We start from the raw sequence: 17,411 nt of genomic DNA, 5'->3' as shown, positions 1-17,411 counted from the left end.
GAGGGGCTATAGCTCAGTTGGTAGAGCGCCTGCATGGCATGCAGGAGGTCAGGAGTTCAATTCTCCTTAGCTCCACAAGTTCCACATGAAGAAGCGGGCCACCCGGATCGAGTGGCCCGCTTCTTCCGTCGTGGTGTCCGGTCAGCCGCGTCCGCTGCCCAGGGCCCGCCGGTTGACGGCGGGCAGGGCGGGGCGCTGCTCGACGGCCGGCTGCTCTATGCGGAGCGCCAGCGCGGGGCAGCGCCGTACGGCCCGCTGGGCGCGTCCGCGCAGATGCATCGGGACCGAGGCGTCCGCCACCGCCGGATAGCCGTCGGGGCCCAGTCTGATGAGCTCGGGGACGATGTCCGCGCAGAGGCCGTGGCCCTGGCAGAGCGTCCAGTCCACCGCCAGCTTCTCGCCGCTCGGGATCGACTCCTCCACGTCCTGGTAGCCGGAGGCGCGCAGCGGCAGCACACCGAGCGTCTCGCGGCCGCAGCCGCCGTCCAGGACATGGGCGGCGAGGTCGTCGGTGAACGCCGACAGCGTCGACATCAGGAACCGCGCGGAACCGTCCGGGTGCTTGCACGCGCCCCGGCCCCTCACGGCCTGGGTCACCTCACGCAGGGCCTCCAGGGCTGCGGGCCCACCACCGTTCAACACGTCCGAGAGACCGCCCGCCGCAGCGGGGAGCCCCAGCTTGCACGGGCCGCACTGCCCGGCGGTCTCGGCGGCCAGCCAGTTCGCGATCCGGAGGGACTCACCGAGCGGGCAGGTCTCGGGCCCGATCGGCAGGATCGCGCCCGCGCCCAGGGCTCCGCCGACGTTGGCCAGGGACTCGCGGGAGATGACCGCGTTGTGGGAGGCGACCGCGTCGATCCAGTTGCCGTGGTAGCCGCCCGTCAGAACCCCCTGGGGCAGCGGCGGCGCCCCGGCCAGTTGGAGGATGTACCGCAGCGGCACCCCGGTCGGCACCTCGATGACCATGGGCCGCGCCACGGCGCCGGAGACGGTGAGCAGGACGGTGCCGGGTTCGCCCGGCAGTCCGGTGTGCCCGTAGCGGCGGGGGCCGATCCGCGCGGCGACGGCGAGTTGGGCGTACGTCTCCGCGTTCGACAGCAGGGTCGGGGAGCCGCCGACCCCGGTCTCCGCCGCCCGCTCGCGCCGGCCCGGGGGCATGGCGGGGCCGCCGTTCGCCGCGCGGATCACCGAGGACGCCTCGCCGGAGACCATGCGCTCCGGGGTGCGCACCACCCGGGCGCGCAGCTGCTGGCCGCGCCGGTCGGAGAGGCCGCGCTCGGCCAGCGCCGCGCGTACGGAGACCTCGGTGGAGTTACGGGTGACGGCGACGACCAGCGTGCGCGCGCCGAGCGCCTCAGCGGCCAGCAGGGCGCCGTCCAGGATCAGGTGCGGGGCGCGGTTGAGCAGGACGGTGTCCTTGCGGCAGGCGGGCTCGCCCTCGCTCCCGTTGATCACGACGACGGGCCGCACCCCGCGCCGGATGGACGCCTTCGCCACCGCCCGCATCTTCTTCCCGAACGGGAACCCCGCGCCGCCCCGCCCGCGCAGGGATATCGCCTCGGCCAGTTCCGCCAGCCGCTCGCCGGTCATCGGTTCGAGAGGTCCGTGCACCTTCAGGTGCATGGCCAGGTCGAGCCGCTCCACCAGGTCGAAGCCGGTGGTCAGTTGCGGCAGGCCGACGACGCGGACCTCGGGAACATCGGGGAGGGGGTCGTTCACAGTCGGTCTCCTGCGGGTGCGTGCCACGGTTCGCCGGCCGGGGGCGCGGAGAACGGTCCGGCCGGCGGCTGGGCGCCGGGGGCGGGAGTGTTGTGGGTGGCTGTGTCGAGGGGGCCGGCCACGGGGTCGGCCCTGTACGGGGACTGGTAGGTGGGTGCGTAAACGGATTCGCGGGTGGCCTCGTACGAAGCTCCGGGCGCGGGCTCGTACGTGGCTTCGCGGAAAGGGGACGGGGCGCTGGGTGTGGGGATGCTGCCGGTCGGGGCGTTGCCCGTCGGGGCGCCGCCATAGGAAAGCGTCGCGTCAGCTGTGCCGTACGAGGGTGTGCTGTAAGGAGGCGTGGTGTGGAGCGGTGACGCGTACAGCGGTGGTTCCTGCGGGGGTGCGTAGGTGTGCTCGGCCCCCTTGGGGCGGTGGTGGGCTTGTGCGGGTGGTGCGGGGGACGGGGCGGGCCATCTGGCAGCTGGCGGGCGCGCGGTGTCACCGGTCTGCGAGACGGCCCGGTACCCGGCCGATATCCCGGGCCCGCCGGTCGCCCCGGTGCCCGGTCCACCTGACGCCCCGATCCCCGGCCCGTCGGCGAGCCGGTCGGAGCTGCGCGGCGGCGGTTCGTACGCCGGGGGCTGGACCCCGTACAGCAGGTCGGTCGGCGCCTCGTGCAGGAAGTGCGTTCCGTGCGGGGAGAGCGGGTCGGGCAGGGGGCGGGTCTCGTCCAGGGAGCGGAGCGAGCCGGACAGCGGTACGTGCGGAGGCATCGGCGGGGGCAGCGGCGCCGACAAGGTGCGCGGGCGCACCGGAGTACCCCGCACCTCCCGGTCCGGCCCGCTCCACCCTGCCGGGTGCCCCGAGGCGGGCTCGCGGCCTGGCCCGCGCTCCGTGCCCGGCCGCGCGGACCCGCGCAGCACCGGGTCCGGCGCGTCGAAGTCCGCCTCCGGACTCATCAGGGCGCTGATCCGGTCGGTGATCCGGCGCTTCGTCGGGCCGGGCAGCAGCCGCAGGCACAGGGCACCCGCGACGCCTGCGAGGCAGAGGCTGTACATCACGACGACCCAGGTGGCGGGCGCCCGGCCCGCGTACAGGCCGTGGATCAGCGCGGCGCACCAGGCCGGGTAGGCCAGGGCGTGCAGGGCCCGCCAGCGGCCCGCGATCCCGCCCGCCTCCCGGGGGGAGCCCAGCGACTGTCCCAGCCGGGTGGCCGTGGCGGAGGGCTGGGCGAACGCGCTGCGCATCGCGCCGGTCGCGGCCGTGACGACCATCAGCAGTCCGGCCAGCGAGCCGAAGCCGATCAGCCCCGCCGTGCCCGTGACGCCGAGGCCGAAGGGTATGAGGGCGCCGATCAAGGACACATGGCCGAGGGCGATCTTCACGGTGCCGTGCAGCAGCAGGAAGCCGAGCGCGGCGATGGCCGTGGCCCGGTGGATGCCTTGGCAGACGATTCGCTGCCGGGTGGAGAGAAACAGCCGGTCGGTGGCCAGCAGGCCCCAGGCGACGGCAGCGCTGAGCGACACCAGCGACAGGACGCCGGTGGTGAAATCGAGGGTGGCGCGGAAGCCGTCGCTCCCCGCGACGGCGAGCAGGGGGACGGAAACCAGGGCGGTGACAGTCAGGCCGCCCTGTACAGGCCGACTCATTCCGGGGCTCATGGTGGGGGATACGCGGATCTTGCGATGAGGGTTCATGGGGGCGACTCCGAATAGTTCGGCAAAGCGGTCCCGTTGCCGCATGCTAGGGCGCCCCATACCAACCAGTACGGGCTTTGCTCGGTTGCCCCGATAGAAGTCGGTACGCCGAGTAACCTCCGCTTCCCGGCTGCTCCCGTCCTCCCGTGCGTCACCCCAGGACTCCGCGGAAAGCCCACCGGAAGCCCGCCGAACGCACACCGCGCGCCCACGGGAGCATCACGCGTCAACTACTGAGGGCGACGAATGAGCAGGTAGGGATCGGGTCGTGGAGCGGGATCGGGGTCGCGGAGCAGGGAGGGGTCGGACTGTGGAGCAGGCAGGGATCGCCTCGCGGAGCTGATGGGGGCCGGCTCCTGCACGCGCTGTCCGCCCACCGATCGCTCCCCGCTCCCCTCCGGGCACGTGCGGTACCCTGACGCCATGCGTGCCGTACGCCTTCTGCTTAGCGAGCCGCGCTGAACAGACCCGACCGGTGAGAACGCCTGGTCGGAGTCAGCGCGGCGTCCCCTCCTGTGCGAGGGGATTTTTCGTTTCCCGGCAGATGACGATCGATGGAGCTTTGAGGATCATGAGCGAGACGAATTCCGCAGCCGAGACGGCCGCGCCGCACCGCTACACGGCGGCGATGGCCGCCGACATCGAGGCACGCTGGCAGGACTTCTGGGACGCGGAGGGGACGTACGAGGCACCGAACCCCACCGGTGACCTGGCGGGCGACCCGGAGCTGGCCGCCAAGCCGAAGAAGTTCATCATGGACATGTTCCCGTACCCCTCGGGTGCGGGGCTGCACGTCGGACACCCGCTGGGCTACATCGCCACCGATGTCTACGCCCGCCACCAGCGGATGACCGGCCACAACGTGCTGCACACCCTCGGCTTCGACGCGTTCGGCCTGCCCGCCGAGCAGTACGCGGTCCAGACGGGCACCCACCCCCGGGTCTCCACCGAGGCCAACATGGAGAACATGAAGGTCCAGCTGCGCCGGCTGGGTCTGGGCCATGACAACCGCCGCTCGTTCGCGACGATCGAGGCCGAGTACTACAAGTGGACGCAGTGGATCTTCCTGCAGATCTTCAACTCCTGGTACGACACCGAGGCCGACCGGGCCCGCCCGATCGCCGAGCTGGTGGAGCAGTTCGAGAACGGCACCCGGGAGACCCCCGACGGCCGTGAGTGGAGCGCGCTGAGCGCCGCCGAACGCGCCGACCTGCTGGGCGGGTACCGCCTGGCGTACGCCTCCGACGCGCCCGTCAACTGGGCGCCCGGCCTGGGCACCGTGCTGGCCAACGAGGAGGTCACCGCCGACGGCCGTTCGGAGCGCGGCAACTTCCCCGTCTTCAAGGCCAAGCTGCGCCAGTGGAACATGCGCATCACCGCCTACGCCGACCGGCTGTTGAACGACCTGGACGGTCTGGACTGGCCCGAGGCCATCAAGCTGCAGCAGCGCAACTGGATCGGCCGCTCCGAGGGTGCCCGGGTCGAGTTCCCGGTCGACACCGCCGGCGGCATCACCGTCTTCACCACCCGTCAGGACACCCTGTTCGGCGCCACCTACATGGTGCTGGCGCCCGAGCACGACCTGGTGGAGCGGATCATTCCGGCCGCCTGGCCCGAGGGAACGCACCCGGTGTGGACCGGCGGCCACGCCAGCCCGGCCGAGGCTGTCACCGCCTACCGCAAGCAGGCCGCCGCCAAGTCCGACGTGGAGCGGCAGGCCGAGGCCAAGGACAAGACCGGTGTCTTCACCGGCGCGTACGCGACCAACCCGGTCAGCGGCGAGAAGGTCCCCGTCTTCATCGCGGACTACGTCCTGATGGGTTACGGCACCGGCGCGATCATGGCCGTACCGGCGCACGACGCGCGCGACTTCGCCTTCGCGCGCGCCTTCGAGCTGCCGATGCGCTGTGTCGTCCAGCCCTCGGACGACCGCGGCACCGACCCCGCCACGTGGGACGACGCCTTCAGCTCGTACGAAGCGAAGCTGGTCAACTCCGCCAACGACGAGATCTCGCTGGACGGCCTGGGCGTCGTCGAGGCCAAGGCGAAGATCACCGACTGGCTGCAGGAGCACGGCGTCGGTGAGGGAACCGTCAACTTCCGGCTGCGCGACTGGCTGTTCAGCCGCCAGCGCTACTGGGGCGAGCCCTTCCCGATCGTGTACGACGAGGAGGGCATCGCCCACCCGCTGCCCGAGTCGATGCTGCCGCTGGAGCTGCCCGAGGTCGAGGACTACTCGCCGCGCACCTTCGACCCGGAGGACGCCGACACCCAGCCGGAGACCCCGCTGTCGCGCAACGCGGACTGGGTCAACGTCACGCTGGACCTGGGCGACGGCGCCGGTCCGCGGAACTACCGCCGCGAGACCAACACCATGCCCAACTGGGCCGGTTCCTGCTGGTACGAGCTGCGCTACCTGGACCCGACCAACGACCGGCAGCTGGTCGACCCGGCGATCGAGCAGTACTGGATGGGCCCGCGCGAGGGGCAGCCCACCGGCGGTGTCGACCTGTACGTCGGCGGCGCCGAGCACGCGGTGCTGCACCTGCTGTATGCGCGCTTCTGGTCGAAGGTGCTGCACGACCTGGGCCACATCTCGTCCGCCGAGCCGTTCCACAAGCTGTACAACCAGGGCATGATCCAGGCCTTCGTCTACCGCGACGCCCGGGGCATCGCCGTCCCCGCCGCCGAGGTGGAGGAGCGCGACGGCGCCTTCTACTACGGGGGCGAAAAGGTCAGCCGCGTCCTGGGGAAGATGGGCAAGTCCCTGAAGAACGCGGTCACGCCGGACGAGATCTGTGCCGAGTACGGTGCGGACACCCTGCGCCTGTACGAGATGGCGATGGGCCCGTTGGATGTGTCGCGCCCCTGGGACACGCGTGCCGTGGTCGGCCAGTACCGGCTGCTGCAGCGGCTGTGGCGCAATGTGGTCGACGAGGAGACCGGTGAGGTCACCGTGGTCGACACGGAGCCCGGCGAGGACACCCTGAGGGCCCTGCACAAGGCCATCGACGGAGTCGGCCAGGACCTGGAGGGGATGAGGTTCAACACCGCCATCGCCAAGATCACCGAGCTGAACAACCACCTGACGAAGGCGAGCGGCCCGCTGTCGCGGTCGGTGGCCGAGCGGCTGGTCCTGCTGATCGCCCCGCTGGCCCCGCACATCGCGGAGGAGCTGTGGCGCCGGCTGGGCCACACCGATTCCGTCGTCCACCAGGACTTCCCGGTGGCCGACCCGGCGTACGCCGTGGACGAGACCGTCACCTGTGTCGTCCAGATCAATGGCAAGGTCCGGGCCCGCCTGGAGATCTCCCCCTCCATCACGGACGAGGAGCTGGAGGCGCTGGCCCTGGCGGACGCGGCGGTCGTCGCGGCGCTGGGCGGCGCCGGGATCCGCAAGGTGATCGTGCGGGCGCCGAAGCTGGTGAACATCGTCCCCGCGTAGCCCGCCTCCGCACGCGGTCAGGGCCATCCCCTACGGGCAGGTTGGGGGTTCCGAAGGAACCCTAGGCCTGCCCGTTCCGTTTACGGTGGAGGGGAGCGACCGCTACCGGCAGCCGCATCGAGACACCGAGGGGCCTTCATGCAAGCCACGATCACGATCCTGGCGCTGCTCTTCGTCGCCTTCATGGCGCTGGGCGTCTATGCGACGGTGAAGGCCGTCGGCGCGGCCAAGCGAGGCGTGGACCGCACGATCACCCAGGCCCGCCGCACGGTGGAGGACACCACGCTCCGGGCCAAGAGCTTCGGCCAGACCGGCGTCGCCGGTGAGCTGGCACAGCTCCGCCTCGCCCTGCGCACCTCGATGCGCGCCACCCAGGACGCCCTGCACGCCGGTGTGGCGGAGGACTCCTCGCTCGCCGAGTCGGTAGGCCTTTTCCGGCGGCTGAGCGTCCACGGCCTGGAGCTGGACGACGAGCTGAAGCGGCTGGAGCGCGAGCCGGACCGGGCGACGGTCGCAGGCCTGCTGCCGCAGCTGAGGGAGCGCACGCAACGGATCACGCACTCGGCGGACTCACTGCGCTGGGCGGCCCGCGACCGCGCCCGCCAGTTCGCCGACGACGACCTGGACGCGCTGAACGCGCAGATCGACATCGAGGCGGGGGCCCTGCGGCACTGGACCGTGGAGGAGCGGCCGGGAGCCTCCGCCGGGCCGGGTACCGGGGCGCCCCGGGGACGCGACGCCGGGGTGGAATGGCCCGAGCCGGCCGCCGCCGGGGCCGGGGCCGGTAGCAGCACGGCGGACGAGTCCTGGGGTGGACCGGCCCGCGAGGAGGCCCCACAGGCGATCACGGCACCGGACCCGCACCTGCGGACGAGGTACCCGTGGCAGAAGTCTGCGCGGCCGGAGACGACAAACTGAGGGCGGGGTCGGCCGGGGGGCGTCTGGCCCAGCGGGACTGTCCGGTGCTGGACGGCCCTTTCGGCCGGTGTGGCCAGTGGCGGGCGGCGGGCGGCAGTGTCGGCACCGGTCGCGGTGGCGGATGGTGACAGGACGAGTTCCGAAGTGACCAGGAATGATCGCGGAGCCGGGGCCGGGCTCCCGGACTCTCACCTCGGCGGGTAACCTCCGGCTCATGTCCCGCCATGTCGCTATCGTCACTGATTCCACGGCCTACCTGCCGCGCCGGACGATGGAACGGCACGGCATCACCGCGGTGCCGCTGACCGTCGTCCTGGGCGATCAGGCGCTGGAGGAGGGCACGGAGATCTCGGCCCGCTCGCTCGCCCTGGCCCTGCAGAAACGCCACTCCGTGACCACTTCCCGCCCCAGCCCCGAGGTCTTCGCCGCGACCTACCGGACGGCGGCCGAGGGCGGGGCCGACGCTGTGGTCTCCCTGCACCTGTCGGCGGAGTTCTCGGGCACGTACGACGCCGCGCTGCTCGCGGCGAAGGACGCGCCGATCCCGGTGCGCGTGGTGGACACCGGCATGGTCGCCATGGCCTTGGGTTTCTGCGCGCTCGCGGCTGCGGAGAGCGCGGAGGCGGGTAGCGGCCTGGACGAGGTCGTGGCGGCGGCGGAGAAGCGGGCCGCCGGAACGTCCGCTTATTTCTATGTCGACACGTTGGACTACCTCCGCCGGGGAGGCCGCATCGGCACGGCCCAGGCGCTGCTGGGCTCCGCGCTCGCGGTGAAGCCGATCCTCCAACTCGACGGCGGCCGGATCGAGATGCTGGAGAAGGTACGGACGGCGTCCAAGGCCATCGCCCGTCTGGAGGAGATCGTCGCCGAGCGGGCCGGTGAGGCGGCGGTGGACATCGCCGTTCACCACCTCGCCGCGCCGGAGCGCGCGGAGCGCCTGGCCGAGCGGCTGCGGGAACGGGTGCCTGGGCTGGCCGACCTCCACGTCAGCGAGGTGGGCGCGGTGATCGGGGCGCACACGGGGCCGGGGCTGCTCGGCGTGGTGATCTCGCCGCGATGACGGCGCGGAGGCCCTCGTACGGGTGACGGGGATATCCACAACTGGCCGGTTGTCCACAGGAATCAGAGCTGTTCAGCGGGTTCGGGCGGTTGTGCCTAACGTCGTGAGGCATGGCCCTTCGAACTTCTCGGGTGTCGATGCCCGGTGCCCCGTTTGCTCCAGCTCCCGTTGACCCTTCGTCCGCCGCTGCTCCGCCCGTGGCTTCTCCGCCTCCGGTTCCGTCTCCTCTTCCCTCTCCGGTCCCGTCTGCGGCGTCGGCTTCCGGCGGCGCGGCTGCGGGGGTGGCGGCCGCTGCCGAGCGTGCTCCGGTGGCGGGGCGCCGGGTGCGGCCCGGTCCCGGCAGCCGTCCGAGCGGCCGGGCGGGGGTCCGTCCCGGTGTCCGGCCGGGCGCCCGCCATGGCAGGCAGGGGTCCGCGCGTGGCCGTGCCGCCCTGACCGCGACGGCCGCGAGGCGCCGGGCGGACGCGCTGATGGCGGGGGCACCGGGCCAGGGCGCGGTCGCTGAGCCGAGCGTGGGTGCGCTTCCTGTGCCGGAGCCGATCCCAGGTGTGGTCCCGGAGCCCAGCCCGAGCCCGGACACCTGCCACCTGTCCGACGACCGCGCGGGGGAGGAGGCCCAGACCCTGGCGCCTGTGCGTGTGCGGGCGGGGAATGTCGTGTCGGGGATCTGGGACCGGGTGCCGTTGTGGGTGCGGCTCAGGTGGGGGCTGGCGCCACGGACGCTCGCGGCACTGACCCTGGTGCTGCTGGCCGCCGTCGGCCTCGCCGCCTTCCACTTCTGGTCCGTGCGCCCGCAGGGGGTGCGTGCGCCCGAGACGGTGGAGGCGGGGGCTGTGGCGGCGGCCGAGGATCCGTTACGGGCCGGAGGCGCGGACCCGGTGCCCCGGCCGGTCGCGGGCACACCGCCTTCCCCTCCGCCCGAACCGGCCGGGGAGATCGTGGTGGATGTCAGCGGCAAGGTGCACCGGCCGGGCGTCCGGAGCCTTCCAGCCGGTTCGAGGGTGGCTGACGCGCTCCGGGCGGCGGGCGGTGTGCGTGCCGGGGTCGATGTCTCGGGTCTCAACCGTGCGCGCGTACTCATGGACGGTGAACAGGTCGCGGTGGGGGTGCCCCAGGCCCCGGCAGCCCTTGGTACGACCGGTGGGGCGGCGAGCGTACCGGGGGCCTCTGGCCCGGCGGCCCTGATGAGCCTGAGCACGGCGGCCAAGGAGCAGCTCGAAACGCTGCCGGGGGTCGGTCCGGTGCTCGCGCAGCACATCATCGACCACCGCACGGAGAACGGCGGATTCCGGTCTGTCGACGAGCTCCGGCAGGTCAACGGCATCGGCGACCGCCGGTTCGCCGACATCCGACCGCTAGTGCAGCCATGAGCAGCCCGGGGCCGGGCGTGGCCGACCGGGACACGGTCACCGCCACAAGCCGTGAGCCGGGGGCGGTTCCGGCGCGGAAAGAGGGGCCGACGGATCTGCGGCTCGTCCCGCCGGCCCTGGCGGTCTGGGGGGCTGCGGCTCTCGCGCTGGGGCTGCCGGGACGCTGGGTGACAGTGGGTGCCGCGATCTGTGTCGTAGCGGCGATAGTGCTCCTGGCAGCTGCGTCCGCCGGGGACAGGCGGGCCGCCCCACTGACCGGAGGCAGGTGGGCAGTCACACCCGCTGGGGGCAGACGTACCGCCGCGTCCCCCGGATCGAGGCGGGCCGCACCGGCGGGTTCCGGGAGTGCCGCCGCACCGACAGGTTCCCGGAGTGCCACCGCACCCGCCGGGGCCACGAGCGTCGCCGCACCCACCCGGACCACGAGCGTCGCCGCACCGGCTGGATCAGGGAGTGCTGTCGCGCTGGCCGGATCCAGGAGTGCCGCCGCCCCCGACCGGTCCATGGGCGCAGCCGCACCCTCCGGATCCAGGGTCGCCACGCGAGCTGGGTCCCTCGGGCGCAGGCGGGCCGTCGCGGTGGGGGCCGTGCTGCTCTGTGCGGCGGCGGGCGGAGCCGCGGCCGGGCTGCACGGTGCGGATGTGCGGCGCGGGCCCGTCCCCGGGCTGGCCCAGGAGCATGCGCGGATCGACGCCGAGGTGCGGGTCACCTCCGACCCCCGGCCGACCCGCACCCGCGTGCGGGGCAGCCACAGCACCCCGGACATGCTCCTGATCGGCGCGGACATCACTGAGGTGGCCGCACCAGGCGGCCCCCGCACCCGGGTCCGTACGCCCGTGCTCCTCATGGTCTCGCCCGGGGACGACCTGGCGAAGTGGCAGGACCTTCTGCCCTCCACCCGGCTCCGCGTCGGCGGCCGCCTCTCACCCCCCGCCCATGAGGGTGAACGCCTGGCCGCCGTCCTGCGCGTGGACAGCGAAGGGCCGCCCCGGATCACCGGACCCCCGACAGCCGTCCAGCGCGTGGCGGGGGAGCTGCGCCTCGGGCTGCGGGAGGCGACGGACGGCCTCGACGCGGACGCGCGGGCGTTGCTGCCGGGGCTGGTGGTCGGGGACACCTCCAGGGTCTCGCCGGAACTCCACGATGCCTTCAAGTCGACCGACCTGACACATCTGTTGGCGGTGTCAGGAGCCAACCTGTCGATCCTTCTCTTCCTCCTCATCGGCCCGCCCGGCTCGGCGCTGAGCAGCGAACGGCGAGGTTTGGCACCCAAGTTGGGCATCTCCCTGCGGGGGACCGCGCTGATCGGCGGAGCGCTGACGCTCGCGTTCATCGTCGTCTGCCGTCCCGAGCCGAGTGTCCTGCGCGCGGCGGCCTGCGGCCTGATCACTCTCCTCGCCATCGGGAGCGGCCGCCGCAGGTCGCTGATCCCCGCATTGGCGGCGGCCGTTGTGCTCCTGGTGCTGTACGACCCCTGGCTGGCCCGGAGTTATGGGTTCCTGCTGTCCGTCCTGGCCACGGGAGCCCTGCTGACGCTCGCGCCGCGGTGGAGTGCCGCGCTGCAACGGCAGGGGATGCCGGTCCGGTTCGCCGAGGTGCTGGCGGCTACTGCTGCGGCGCAGGCGGTGTGCGCGCCCGTGGTGGTGGTCCTGGCCTCACGGGTGAGCCTGGTGGCGATTCCGTGCAACCTGCTGGCGGAGTTCGCGGTGGCGCCCGCGACGGTGCTGGGGTTCGCGGCGCTGGCCGTGGCGCCGGTCGCCCCGCCGGTGGCCGAACTGCTGGCCCGGGTCGCGGGGTGGCCGGCCGGATGGATCGCCTCGGTGGCTCGTACGGGGGCGGACTTCCCGGGGGCGGAGGCCCCGTGGCCGGGGGGCTGGGCCGGTGCCGCTCTCCTCGCTCTTCTCACACTCCTGGTCGTGCTGCTCGCGCCTCGGCTGGTACGCCACCCCTGGCTCTGCGTGGCAGCCGCGCTGCTCCTGGTCCTGGTGGTGCTGCGGCCGGTCCCGCTGACCCGGATCGTGACGGGGTGGCCGCCGCCGGACTGGGCGTTCGCGCTGTGCGACGTGGGGCAGGGGGACGCGATGGTGCTCGCGGCCGGGGAGGGGACGGGGGTGGTCGTGGACGCCGGACCTGATCCCCGCTCGGTCGACCGCTGTCTGCGCGATCTCGGCGTCACGCGGGTGCCGCTCGTGATCCTGACCCATTTCCACGCCGACCACGTCCGGGGGCTGCCCGGCGTGCTGCGGGGCAGGGCCGTGGGCGCGGTGCAGACGACGAGCCTGGACGAGCCGCCGGAGCAGGCCGCGTTCGTGCGGCGTACGGCGGCAGCGGCCCGGGTCGCGATGGTGCGGGCGGTGCCGGGTGAGCGGCGTCGGGCGGGACCGCTGGAGTGGCGGGTCCTCTGGCCGCGTGACGGGCCCGGGGGAGCCGGTGCGGTGAAGGGGGCGGGCGGGGCCAACGACTCCAGCGTGACCCTGCACGTACGGACCGGGGGAGGCCTGACGCTGCTGCTCCTGGGCGACCTCGAACCACCGGCGCAGCTGAGGTTGCTGCACAGCCCGGCGGGGCTGCCGCAGGTGGATGTCCTCAAGGTGGCCCACCACGGCTCGGCCTTCCAGGGCGCGGGGCTGCTGGACAGCGTACGGCCGAGGCTGGCGCTGATCTCCTGCGGCGCGGACAACCCGTACGGCCATCCGTCGCCCCGGACCGTGGACGCGCTCCGGGCCGCCGGGGCGCGGGTCCTGCGTACCGACACCGACGGGGCCATCGCGGTGACGGGCACGGGCAAGGAGCTGCGGGCAGTGGGCCGTTCAGCAGGGGAGGGCTGACCGGTGGGAAGCGGAGGCGACGGTGGAAGGCGGGACCGGGCAGGGGCCGGAGAGCCTCAGGTCGCGGACGGGCCGCTCGTTCGCCTACGGCTTCTCCAGCCACCCCTCGTACTCCGCGGCGAAGTCGTCCAGCGCGGCCTGGTCCAGGCGGCCGGCCGGGTCCTCCACGATCACCAGCCACTGGGCGTCCTCGGCGTCGTCCTCGCCGGCCAGGGCGTCCCGTACGAGCTGGGGTTCCTCGGCGACGCCGAAGCGGTCCGCCAGCTCCCCGGCCACCTCTTCGGCGGCGTCGCGGTCCGGCAGCACCAGTACATGTCTCACATCGCTCACCCGGTCATTCTCCGGTACGGCACCTGTGGCCCTGACCCTGGGGCGGCCGGTCCGCCCTGGGCTGTCAGCGGGTCATGGGATGCTGGATCGCGATGGCCACCAGGAAGAATTCCACCGACGACCCGCTCGCCCCCCTCACCCTCGCCGTGGGCCAGGAGGACCTCCTCCTGGACCGTGCGGTGCAGCAGGTGGTGGCGGCGGCCCGCGCTGCCGACGCCGATACGGATGTCCGTGATCTGGCGTCCGACCAGTTGCAGCCCGGCACGCTCGCCGAGCTCACCAGCCCCTCGCTCTTCGCCGAGCGCAAGGTCGTGATCGTGCGGAACGCGCAGGATCTCGCGGCCGACACGGTCAAGGACGTCAAGGCGTATCTCGGGGCGCCGGTCGAGGAGATCACGCTCGTCCTGCTGCATGCGGGCGGGGCCAAGGGCAAGGGGCTTCTGGACGCGGCGCGCAAGGCGGGTGCCCGGGAGGTGGCCTGCCCGAAGACCACCAAGCCGGCCGAGCGGCTCTCCTTCGTACGGTCGGAGTTCCGGACCCACGGGCGGTCCGCGACGCCGGAGGCGTGCCAGGCGCTCGTCGACTCCATCGGCAGCGATCTGCGGGAGCTGGCCAGTGCGGTGTCGCAGCTGATCGCGGATGTCGAGGGGACGATCGACGAGGCGGTCGTCGGGCGCTACTACACGGGGCGGGCCGAGGCGTCGTCGTTCACCGTCGCCGACCGGGCCGTCGAGGGGCGGGCGGCGGAGGCGCTGGAGGCGCTGCGGTGGTCGCTGTCGACGGGGGTGGCGCCGGTGCTGATCACCAGTGCGCTGGCGCAGGGGGTGCGGGCGATCGGGAAGCTGTCCTCCGCACGGGGCGGGCGGCCGGCCGATCTCGCTCGCGAGCTGGGGATGCCGCCGTGGAAGATCGACCGGGTGCGGCAGCAGATGCGGGGGTGGACGCCGGATGGGGTGGCTTTGGCCCTGCGGGCCGTGGCTGCGGCGGATGCGGGGGTGAAGGGTGGGGGGGATGACCCCGAGTACGCCCTGGAGAAGGCCGTTGTCGCTGTGGCCCGGGCCGCGAGGGCGGGTCGGTAGCCGCTCCGCCTCCCGGGTTCGCCGCGGGGTGAGGGGCCCTGTCGTGACCGGCTCCGTCCTCAAGCGCCGGACGGGCTGGATATGCCGCGGCCTCGGCTGGGCTGCCCCCGGCGGGCTGGTGCCGTCCGCGTTCCCCATGGGGTGCGGGTCCTCGTGTGAGCACCGGCTCCGTCCTCAAGCGCCGGACGGGCGGGAAATGTTCCGGCCCCGGCCGGAAATGCTCCCGCCTCCGGCTGGGGTTGCCCTGGGCGGGCTGGAAATGTCCCCGGCCCCAGTGGGGTGCTGCCCCCCGGATGGGCCGGGGGTGCCCCGGGCGGGGCTCGGAACGCCGTCGGCCCCGGCTGGGGAGATGTCCCGGACGGGGCCCACAAGGGGGGCTAACGCCCGGAAGCCCCGGAGCGCTAATCTGGGGAGATCGGCGGTCGGGGCTTCCGGGTGGTGCTCTTGGTGCGCCGCACCCGCGTGGCGAACGCAGGTTCGGTGTGCGGCGCGGGGTGCCGGTCAGGGGCGGGAGAGAGGGCCCGTCGAGTCCGTTCCGGCGTTCACATCAGTGAGCTTCGGGAAGAAGCTCAGGCCTGCAGGGCGGCAACCTTGGAGGCCAGCGCCGACTTCTTGTTGGCGGCGGCGTTCTTGTGGATGACACCCTTCGAGACAGCCTTGTCGAGCTGACGGGAGGCGTCGCGGACGGCCGTGGTGGCCTTCTCGACGTCACCGGCAGCGGAGGCCTCGCGGGCCTTGCGGATCGCGGTCTTGAGCGACGACTTGACGGCCTTGTTGCGCAGGCGCGCCTTCTCGTTGGTCTTGTTCCGCTTGATCTGGGACTTGATGTTCGCCACGAATAGAGCCTTTTCAGGTTCGTTGGATCTTCCAGGTGAGCCGCGCCGCTCGTGAGAGCCACGAGGCACATCTGTCCACGGTAGCAGTCACCCTCCGACCGGCCCAAACCGGTCTCTGTCCCGCAGGCGTGGGACGATGGAGCCTACGTATCGATCCGACCGACGATCCGACCGACCCGACATCGACCCGAGACACGGCGTTCGGCGTCTCAAGAATCAGGACCCTGCGTGCCCGCGATTCCTTCCAACGTGCCCGAGCCGAGCCGTACCGACCCGGCGCTGATCCGCAATTTCTGCATCATCGCGCACATCGACCACGGCAAGTCGACCCTTGCCGACCGGATGCTCCAGCTGACCGGTGTGGTCGACCAGCGGCAGATGCGTGCTCAGTACCTCGACCGGATGGACATCGAGCGCGAGCGCGGCATCACCATCAAGTCCCAGGCGGTCCGGCTGCCCTGGGCCCCCACCGAGGGTGAGGACAAGGGGCTGACCCATGTCCTCAACATGATCGACACCCCGGGCCACGTGGACTTCACCTACGAGGTCTCCCGTTCGCTCGCGGCCTGCGAGGGCACGGTCCTGCTGGTCGACGCCGCGCAGGGGATCGAGGCACAGACGCTGGCCAACCTCTATCTCGCGATGGAGAACGACCTCACCATCGTCCCGGTGCTCAACAAGATCGACCTCCCGGCCGCCCAGCCGGAGAAGTTCTCCGAGGAGCTGGCCAACCTCATCGGCTGCCAGCCCGAGGACGTGCTGAAGGTCTCCGCCAAGACCGGCGTCGGCGTGGACGCGCTGCTCGACCGGGTCGTGCGCGACGTGCCGGCCCCGGTCGGTGTCGCGGACGCCCCCGCCCGCGCGATGATCTTCGACTCGGTCTACGACTCGTACCGCGGTGTCGTCACCTACGTCCGTGTCGTCGATGGCCAGCTCAACAAGCGCGAGCGCATCCGGATGATGTCGACCGGCGCCACCCACGAGCTGCTGGAGATCGGGGTGTCCTCCCCGGAGATGACTCCGGCCGACGGCATCGGGGTGGGCGAGGTCGGCTACATCATCACCGGTGTGAAGGACGTCCGGCAGTCCAAGGTCGGTGACACGATCACCTCCCTGAACAAGGGCGCGACCGAGGCGCTGGGCGGCTACAAGGACCCGAAGCCGATGGTCTTCTCGGGGCTGTATCCGCTGGACGGCTCCGACTACCCGGACCTCCGTGAGGCGCTGGACAAGCTCCAGCTCAACGACGCCGCCCTCGTCTACGAGCCGGAGACCTCCGCCGCGCTCGGCTTCGGCTTCCGCGTCGGCTTCCTCGGCCTGCTCCACCTGGACGTGGTCCGTGAGCGGCTGGAGCGCGAGTTCGGCCTCGACCTCATCGCCACCGCCCCCAACGTGGTCTACCGGGTCGAGATGGAGGACGGCACCGAGCACACCGTCACCAACCCGAGCGAGTTCCCCGAGGGCAAGATCGACAAGGTGCACGAGCCGGTCGTCCGCGCCACGGTGCTGGCCCCCACCGAGTTCATCGGCGCGATCATGGAGCTCTGCCAGAACCGCCGCGGCACCCTCCTCGGCATGGACTACCTCTCCGAGGACCGCGTCGAGATCCGCTACACGCTGCCGCTGGCCGAGATCGTCTTCGACTTCTTCGACCAGCTGAAGTCCAAGACCCGTGGTTACGCCTCCCTCGACTACGAGCCCACCGGCGAGCAGTCGGCCCAGCTCGTCAAGGTCGACATCCTGCTCCACGGCGACAAGGTGGACGCGTTCTCCGCGGTCACCCACAAGGACAAGGCGTACGCGTACGGCGTCCGGCTCGTCGCCAAGCTCCAGAAGCTCATCCCGCGGCAGAACTTCGAGGTGCCGATCCAGGCGGCCATCGGCGCCCGGGTCATCGCCCGTGAGACGGTCCGCGCCATCCGCAAGGACGTCCTCGCCAAGTGCTACGGCGGTGACATCTCCCGTAAGCGGAAGCTGCTGGAGAAGCAGAAGGAGGGCAAGAAGCGGATGAAGATGGTCGGCAACGTGGAGGTTCCGCAGGACGCCTTCATCTCGGTGCTGTCGACCGACGAGTCCGCCGGGGAGAGCAAGGGCAAGAAGTAGCCCCGCCGCGACCCGGTCCCACCCCTGGGCGACGAACGGTCCGA

At 72.3% G+C, this 17,411-nt stretch carries 11 protein-coding genes and 1 tRNA gene; 8 read left to right on the top strand and 4 right to left on the bottom strand.

What is annotated here, in order from left to right; all coding sequences use genetic code 11:
* Positions 1 to 2 precede the first annotated feature (2 nt).
* Positions 3 to 75: transfer RNA gene (locus D6270_RS10030), tRNA-Ala, on the top strand.
* A 66-nt stretch (positions 76 to 141) separates the two neighbouring features.
* On the opposite strand, the gene D6270_RS10025 is transcribed toward D6270_RS10030, so the two are convergent.
* On the bottom strand, positions 142 to 1,719 hold the full coding sequence (locus D6270_RS10025; RefSeq protein WP_109165731.1) for an NADH-quinone oxidoreductase subunit NuoF family protein: 1,578 nt from the start codon (positions 1,717 to 1,719) through the stop codon (positions 142 to 144).
* Positions 1,716 to 3,350 carry a ferric reductase-like transmembrane domain-containing protein gene (locus D6270_RS10020; protein WP_109165732.1) on the bottom strand — a complete coding sequence of 545 codons (1,635 nt, stop codon included), beginning with the start codon at positions 3,348 to 3,350 and terminating at the stop codon, positions 1,716 to 1,718. The genes D6270_RS10025 and D6270_RS10020 overlap by 4 nt, the downstream gene beginning before the upstream one ends.
* 619 nt (positions 3,351 to 3,969) lie before the next feature.
* Between D6270_RS10020 and leuS the strand changes: the two genes are divergently transcribed.
* The 5 genes from leuS (at position 3,970) to D6270_RS09995 (ending at position 13,019) form a co-directional block, all read left to right on the top strand.
* Positions 3,970 to 6,843: a leucine--tRNA ligase gene (gene leuS / locus D6270_RS10015; RefSeq protein WP_109165733.1), complete on the top strand. Its 2,874-nt coding sequence runs from the start codon at positions 3,970 to 3,972 to the stop codon at positions 6,841 to 6,843.
* A 138-nt stretch (positions 6,844 to 6,981) separates the two neighbouring features.
* Positions 6,982 to 7,761, top strand: a complete 780-nt coding sequence (locus D6270_RS10010; RefSeq protein ID WP_109165734.1) for a hypothetical protein — start codon at positions 6,982 to 6,984, stop codon at positions 7,759 to 7,761.
* A gap of 214 nt (positions 7,762 to 7,975) precedes the next feature.
* Entirely contained in the window at positions 7,976 to 8,821 is an 846-nt protein-coding gene (locus D6270_RS10005; RefSeq protein WP_109167511.1) for a DegV family protein, read from the top strand.
* Between the two features lie 656 nt (positions 8,822 to 9,477).
* On the top strand, positions 9,478 to 10,191 hold the full coding sequence (locus tag D6270_RS10000) for a ComEA family DNA-binding protein (protein WP_318780016.1): 714 nt from the start codon (positions 9,478 to 9,480) through the stop codon (positions 10,189 to 10,191).
* Between the two features lie 503 nt (positions 10,192 to 10,694).
* On the top strand, positions 10,695 to 13,019 hold the full coding sequence (locus tag D6270_RS09995; RefSeq protein ID WP_264081504.1) for a ComEC/Rec2 family competence protein: 2,325 nt from the start codon (positions 10,695 to 10,697) through the stop codon (positions 13,017 to 13,019).
* 84 nt (positions 13,020 to 13,103) lie between these two features.
* On the opposite strand, the gene D6270_RS09990 is transcribed toward D6270_RS09995, so the two are convergent.
* Positions 13,104 to 13,349, bottom strand: coding sequence for a hypothetical protein (locus D6270_RS09990; RefSeq protein WP_109165736.1), 246 nt, complete (start codon positions 13,347 to 13,349; stop codon positions 13,104 to 13,106).
* 92 nt (positions 13,350 to 13,441) lie between these two features.
* Between D6270_RS09990 and holA the strand changes: the two genes are divergently transcribed.
* Complete coding sequence (gene holA / locus D6270_RS09985) at positions 13,442 to 14,428, top strand: DNA polymerase III subunit delta (RefSeq protein WP_109165737.1); 987 nt, start codon at positions 13,442 to 13,444, stop codon at positions 14,426 to 14,428.
* A gap of 569 nt (positions 14,429 to 14,997) precedes the next feature.
* On the opposite strand, the gene rpsT is transcribed toward holA, so the two are convergent.
* Complete coding sequence (gene rpsT, locus D6270_RS09980) at positions 14,998 to 15,264, bottom strand: 30S ribosomal protein S20 (RefSeq protein ID WP_109165738.1); 267 nt, start codon at positions 15,262 to 15,264, stop codon at positions 14,998 to 15,000.
* A gap of 228 nt (positions 15,265 to 15,492) precedes the next feature.
* Here rpsT and lepA point away from each other — a divergent pair, with 228 nt between their 5' ends.
* Entirely contained in the window at positions 15,493 to 17,367 is a 1,875-nt protein-coding gene (gene lepA, locus D6270_RS09970) for a translation elongation factor 4 (protein ID WP_109165740.1), read from the top strand.
* Positions 17,368 to 17,411 lie beyond the last annotated feature (44 nt).

Source organism: Streptomyces griseus subsp. griseus (genome assembly GCF_003610995.1).
In the GTDB taxonomy this organism is placed as follows: domain Bacteria; phylum Actinomycetota; class Actinomycetes; order Streptomycetales; family Streptomycetaceae; genus Streptomyces.
This window is presented reverse-complemented; position numbering and strand designations above follow the sequence as displayed.

Coding starts and splice junctions, on each gene's coding strand:
- D6270_RS10020 (WP_109165732.1), bottom strand. CDS start 3,350: ATGAGTCGGCCTGTACAGGGCGGCCTGACTGTCACCGCCCTGGTTTCC.
- D6270_RS10010 (WP_109165734.1), top strand. CDS start 6,982: ATGCAAGCCACGATCACGATCCTGGCGCTGCTCTTCGTCGCCTTCATG.
- holA (WP_109165737.1), top strand. CDS start 13,442: ATGGCCACCAGGAAGAATTCCACCGACGACCCGCTCGCCCCCCTCACC.
- D6270_RS09995 (WP_264081504.1), top strand. CDS start 10,695: ATGGGCGCAGCCGCACCCTCCGGATCCAGGGTCGCCACGCGAGCTGGG.
- D6270_RS10005 (WP_109167511.1), top strand. CDS start 7,976: ATGTCCCGCCATGTCGCTATCGTCACTGATTCCACGGCCTACCTGCCG.
- leuS (WP_109165733.1), top strand. CDS start 3,970: ATGAGCGAGACGAATTCCGCAGCCGAGACGGCCGCGCCGCACCGCTAC.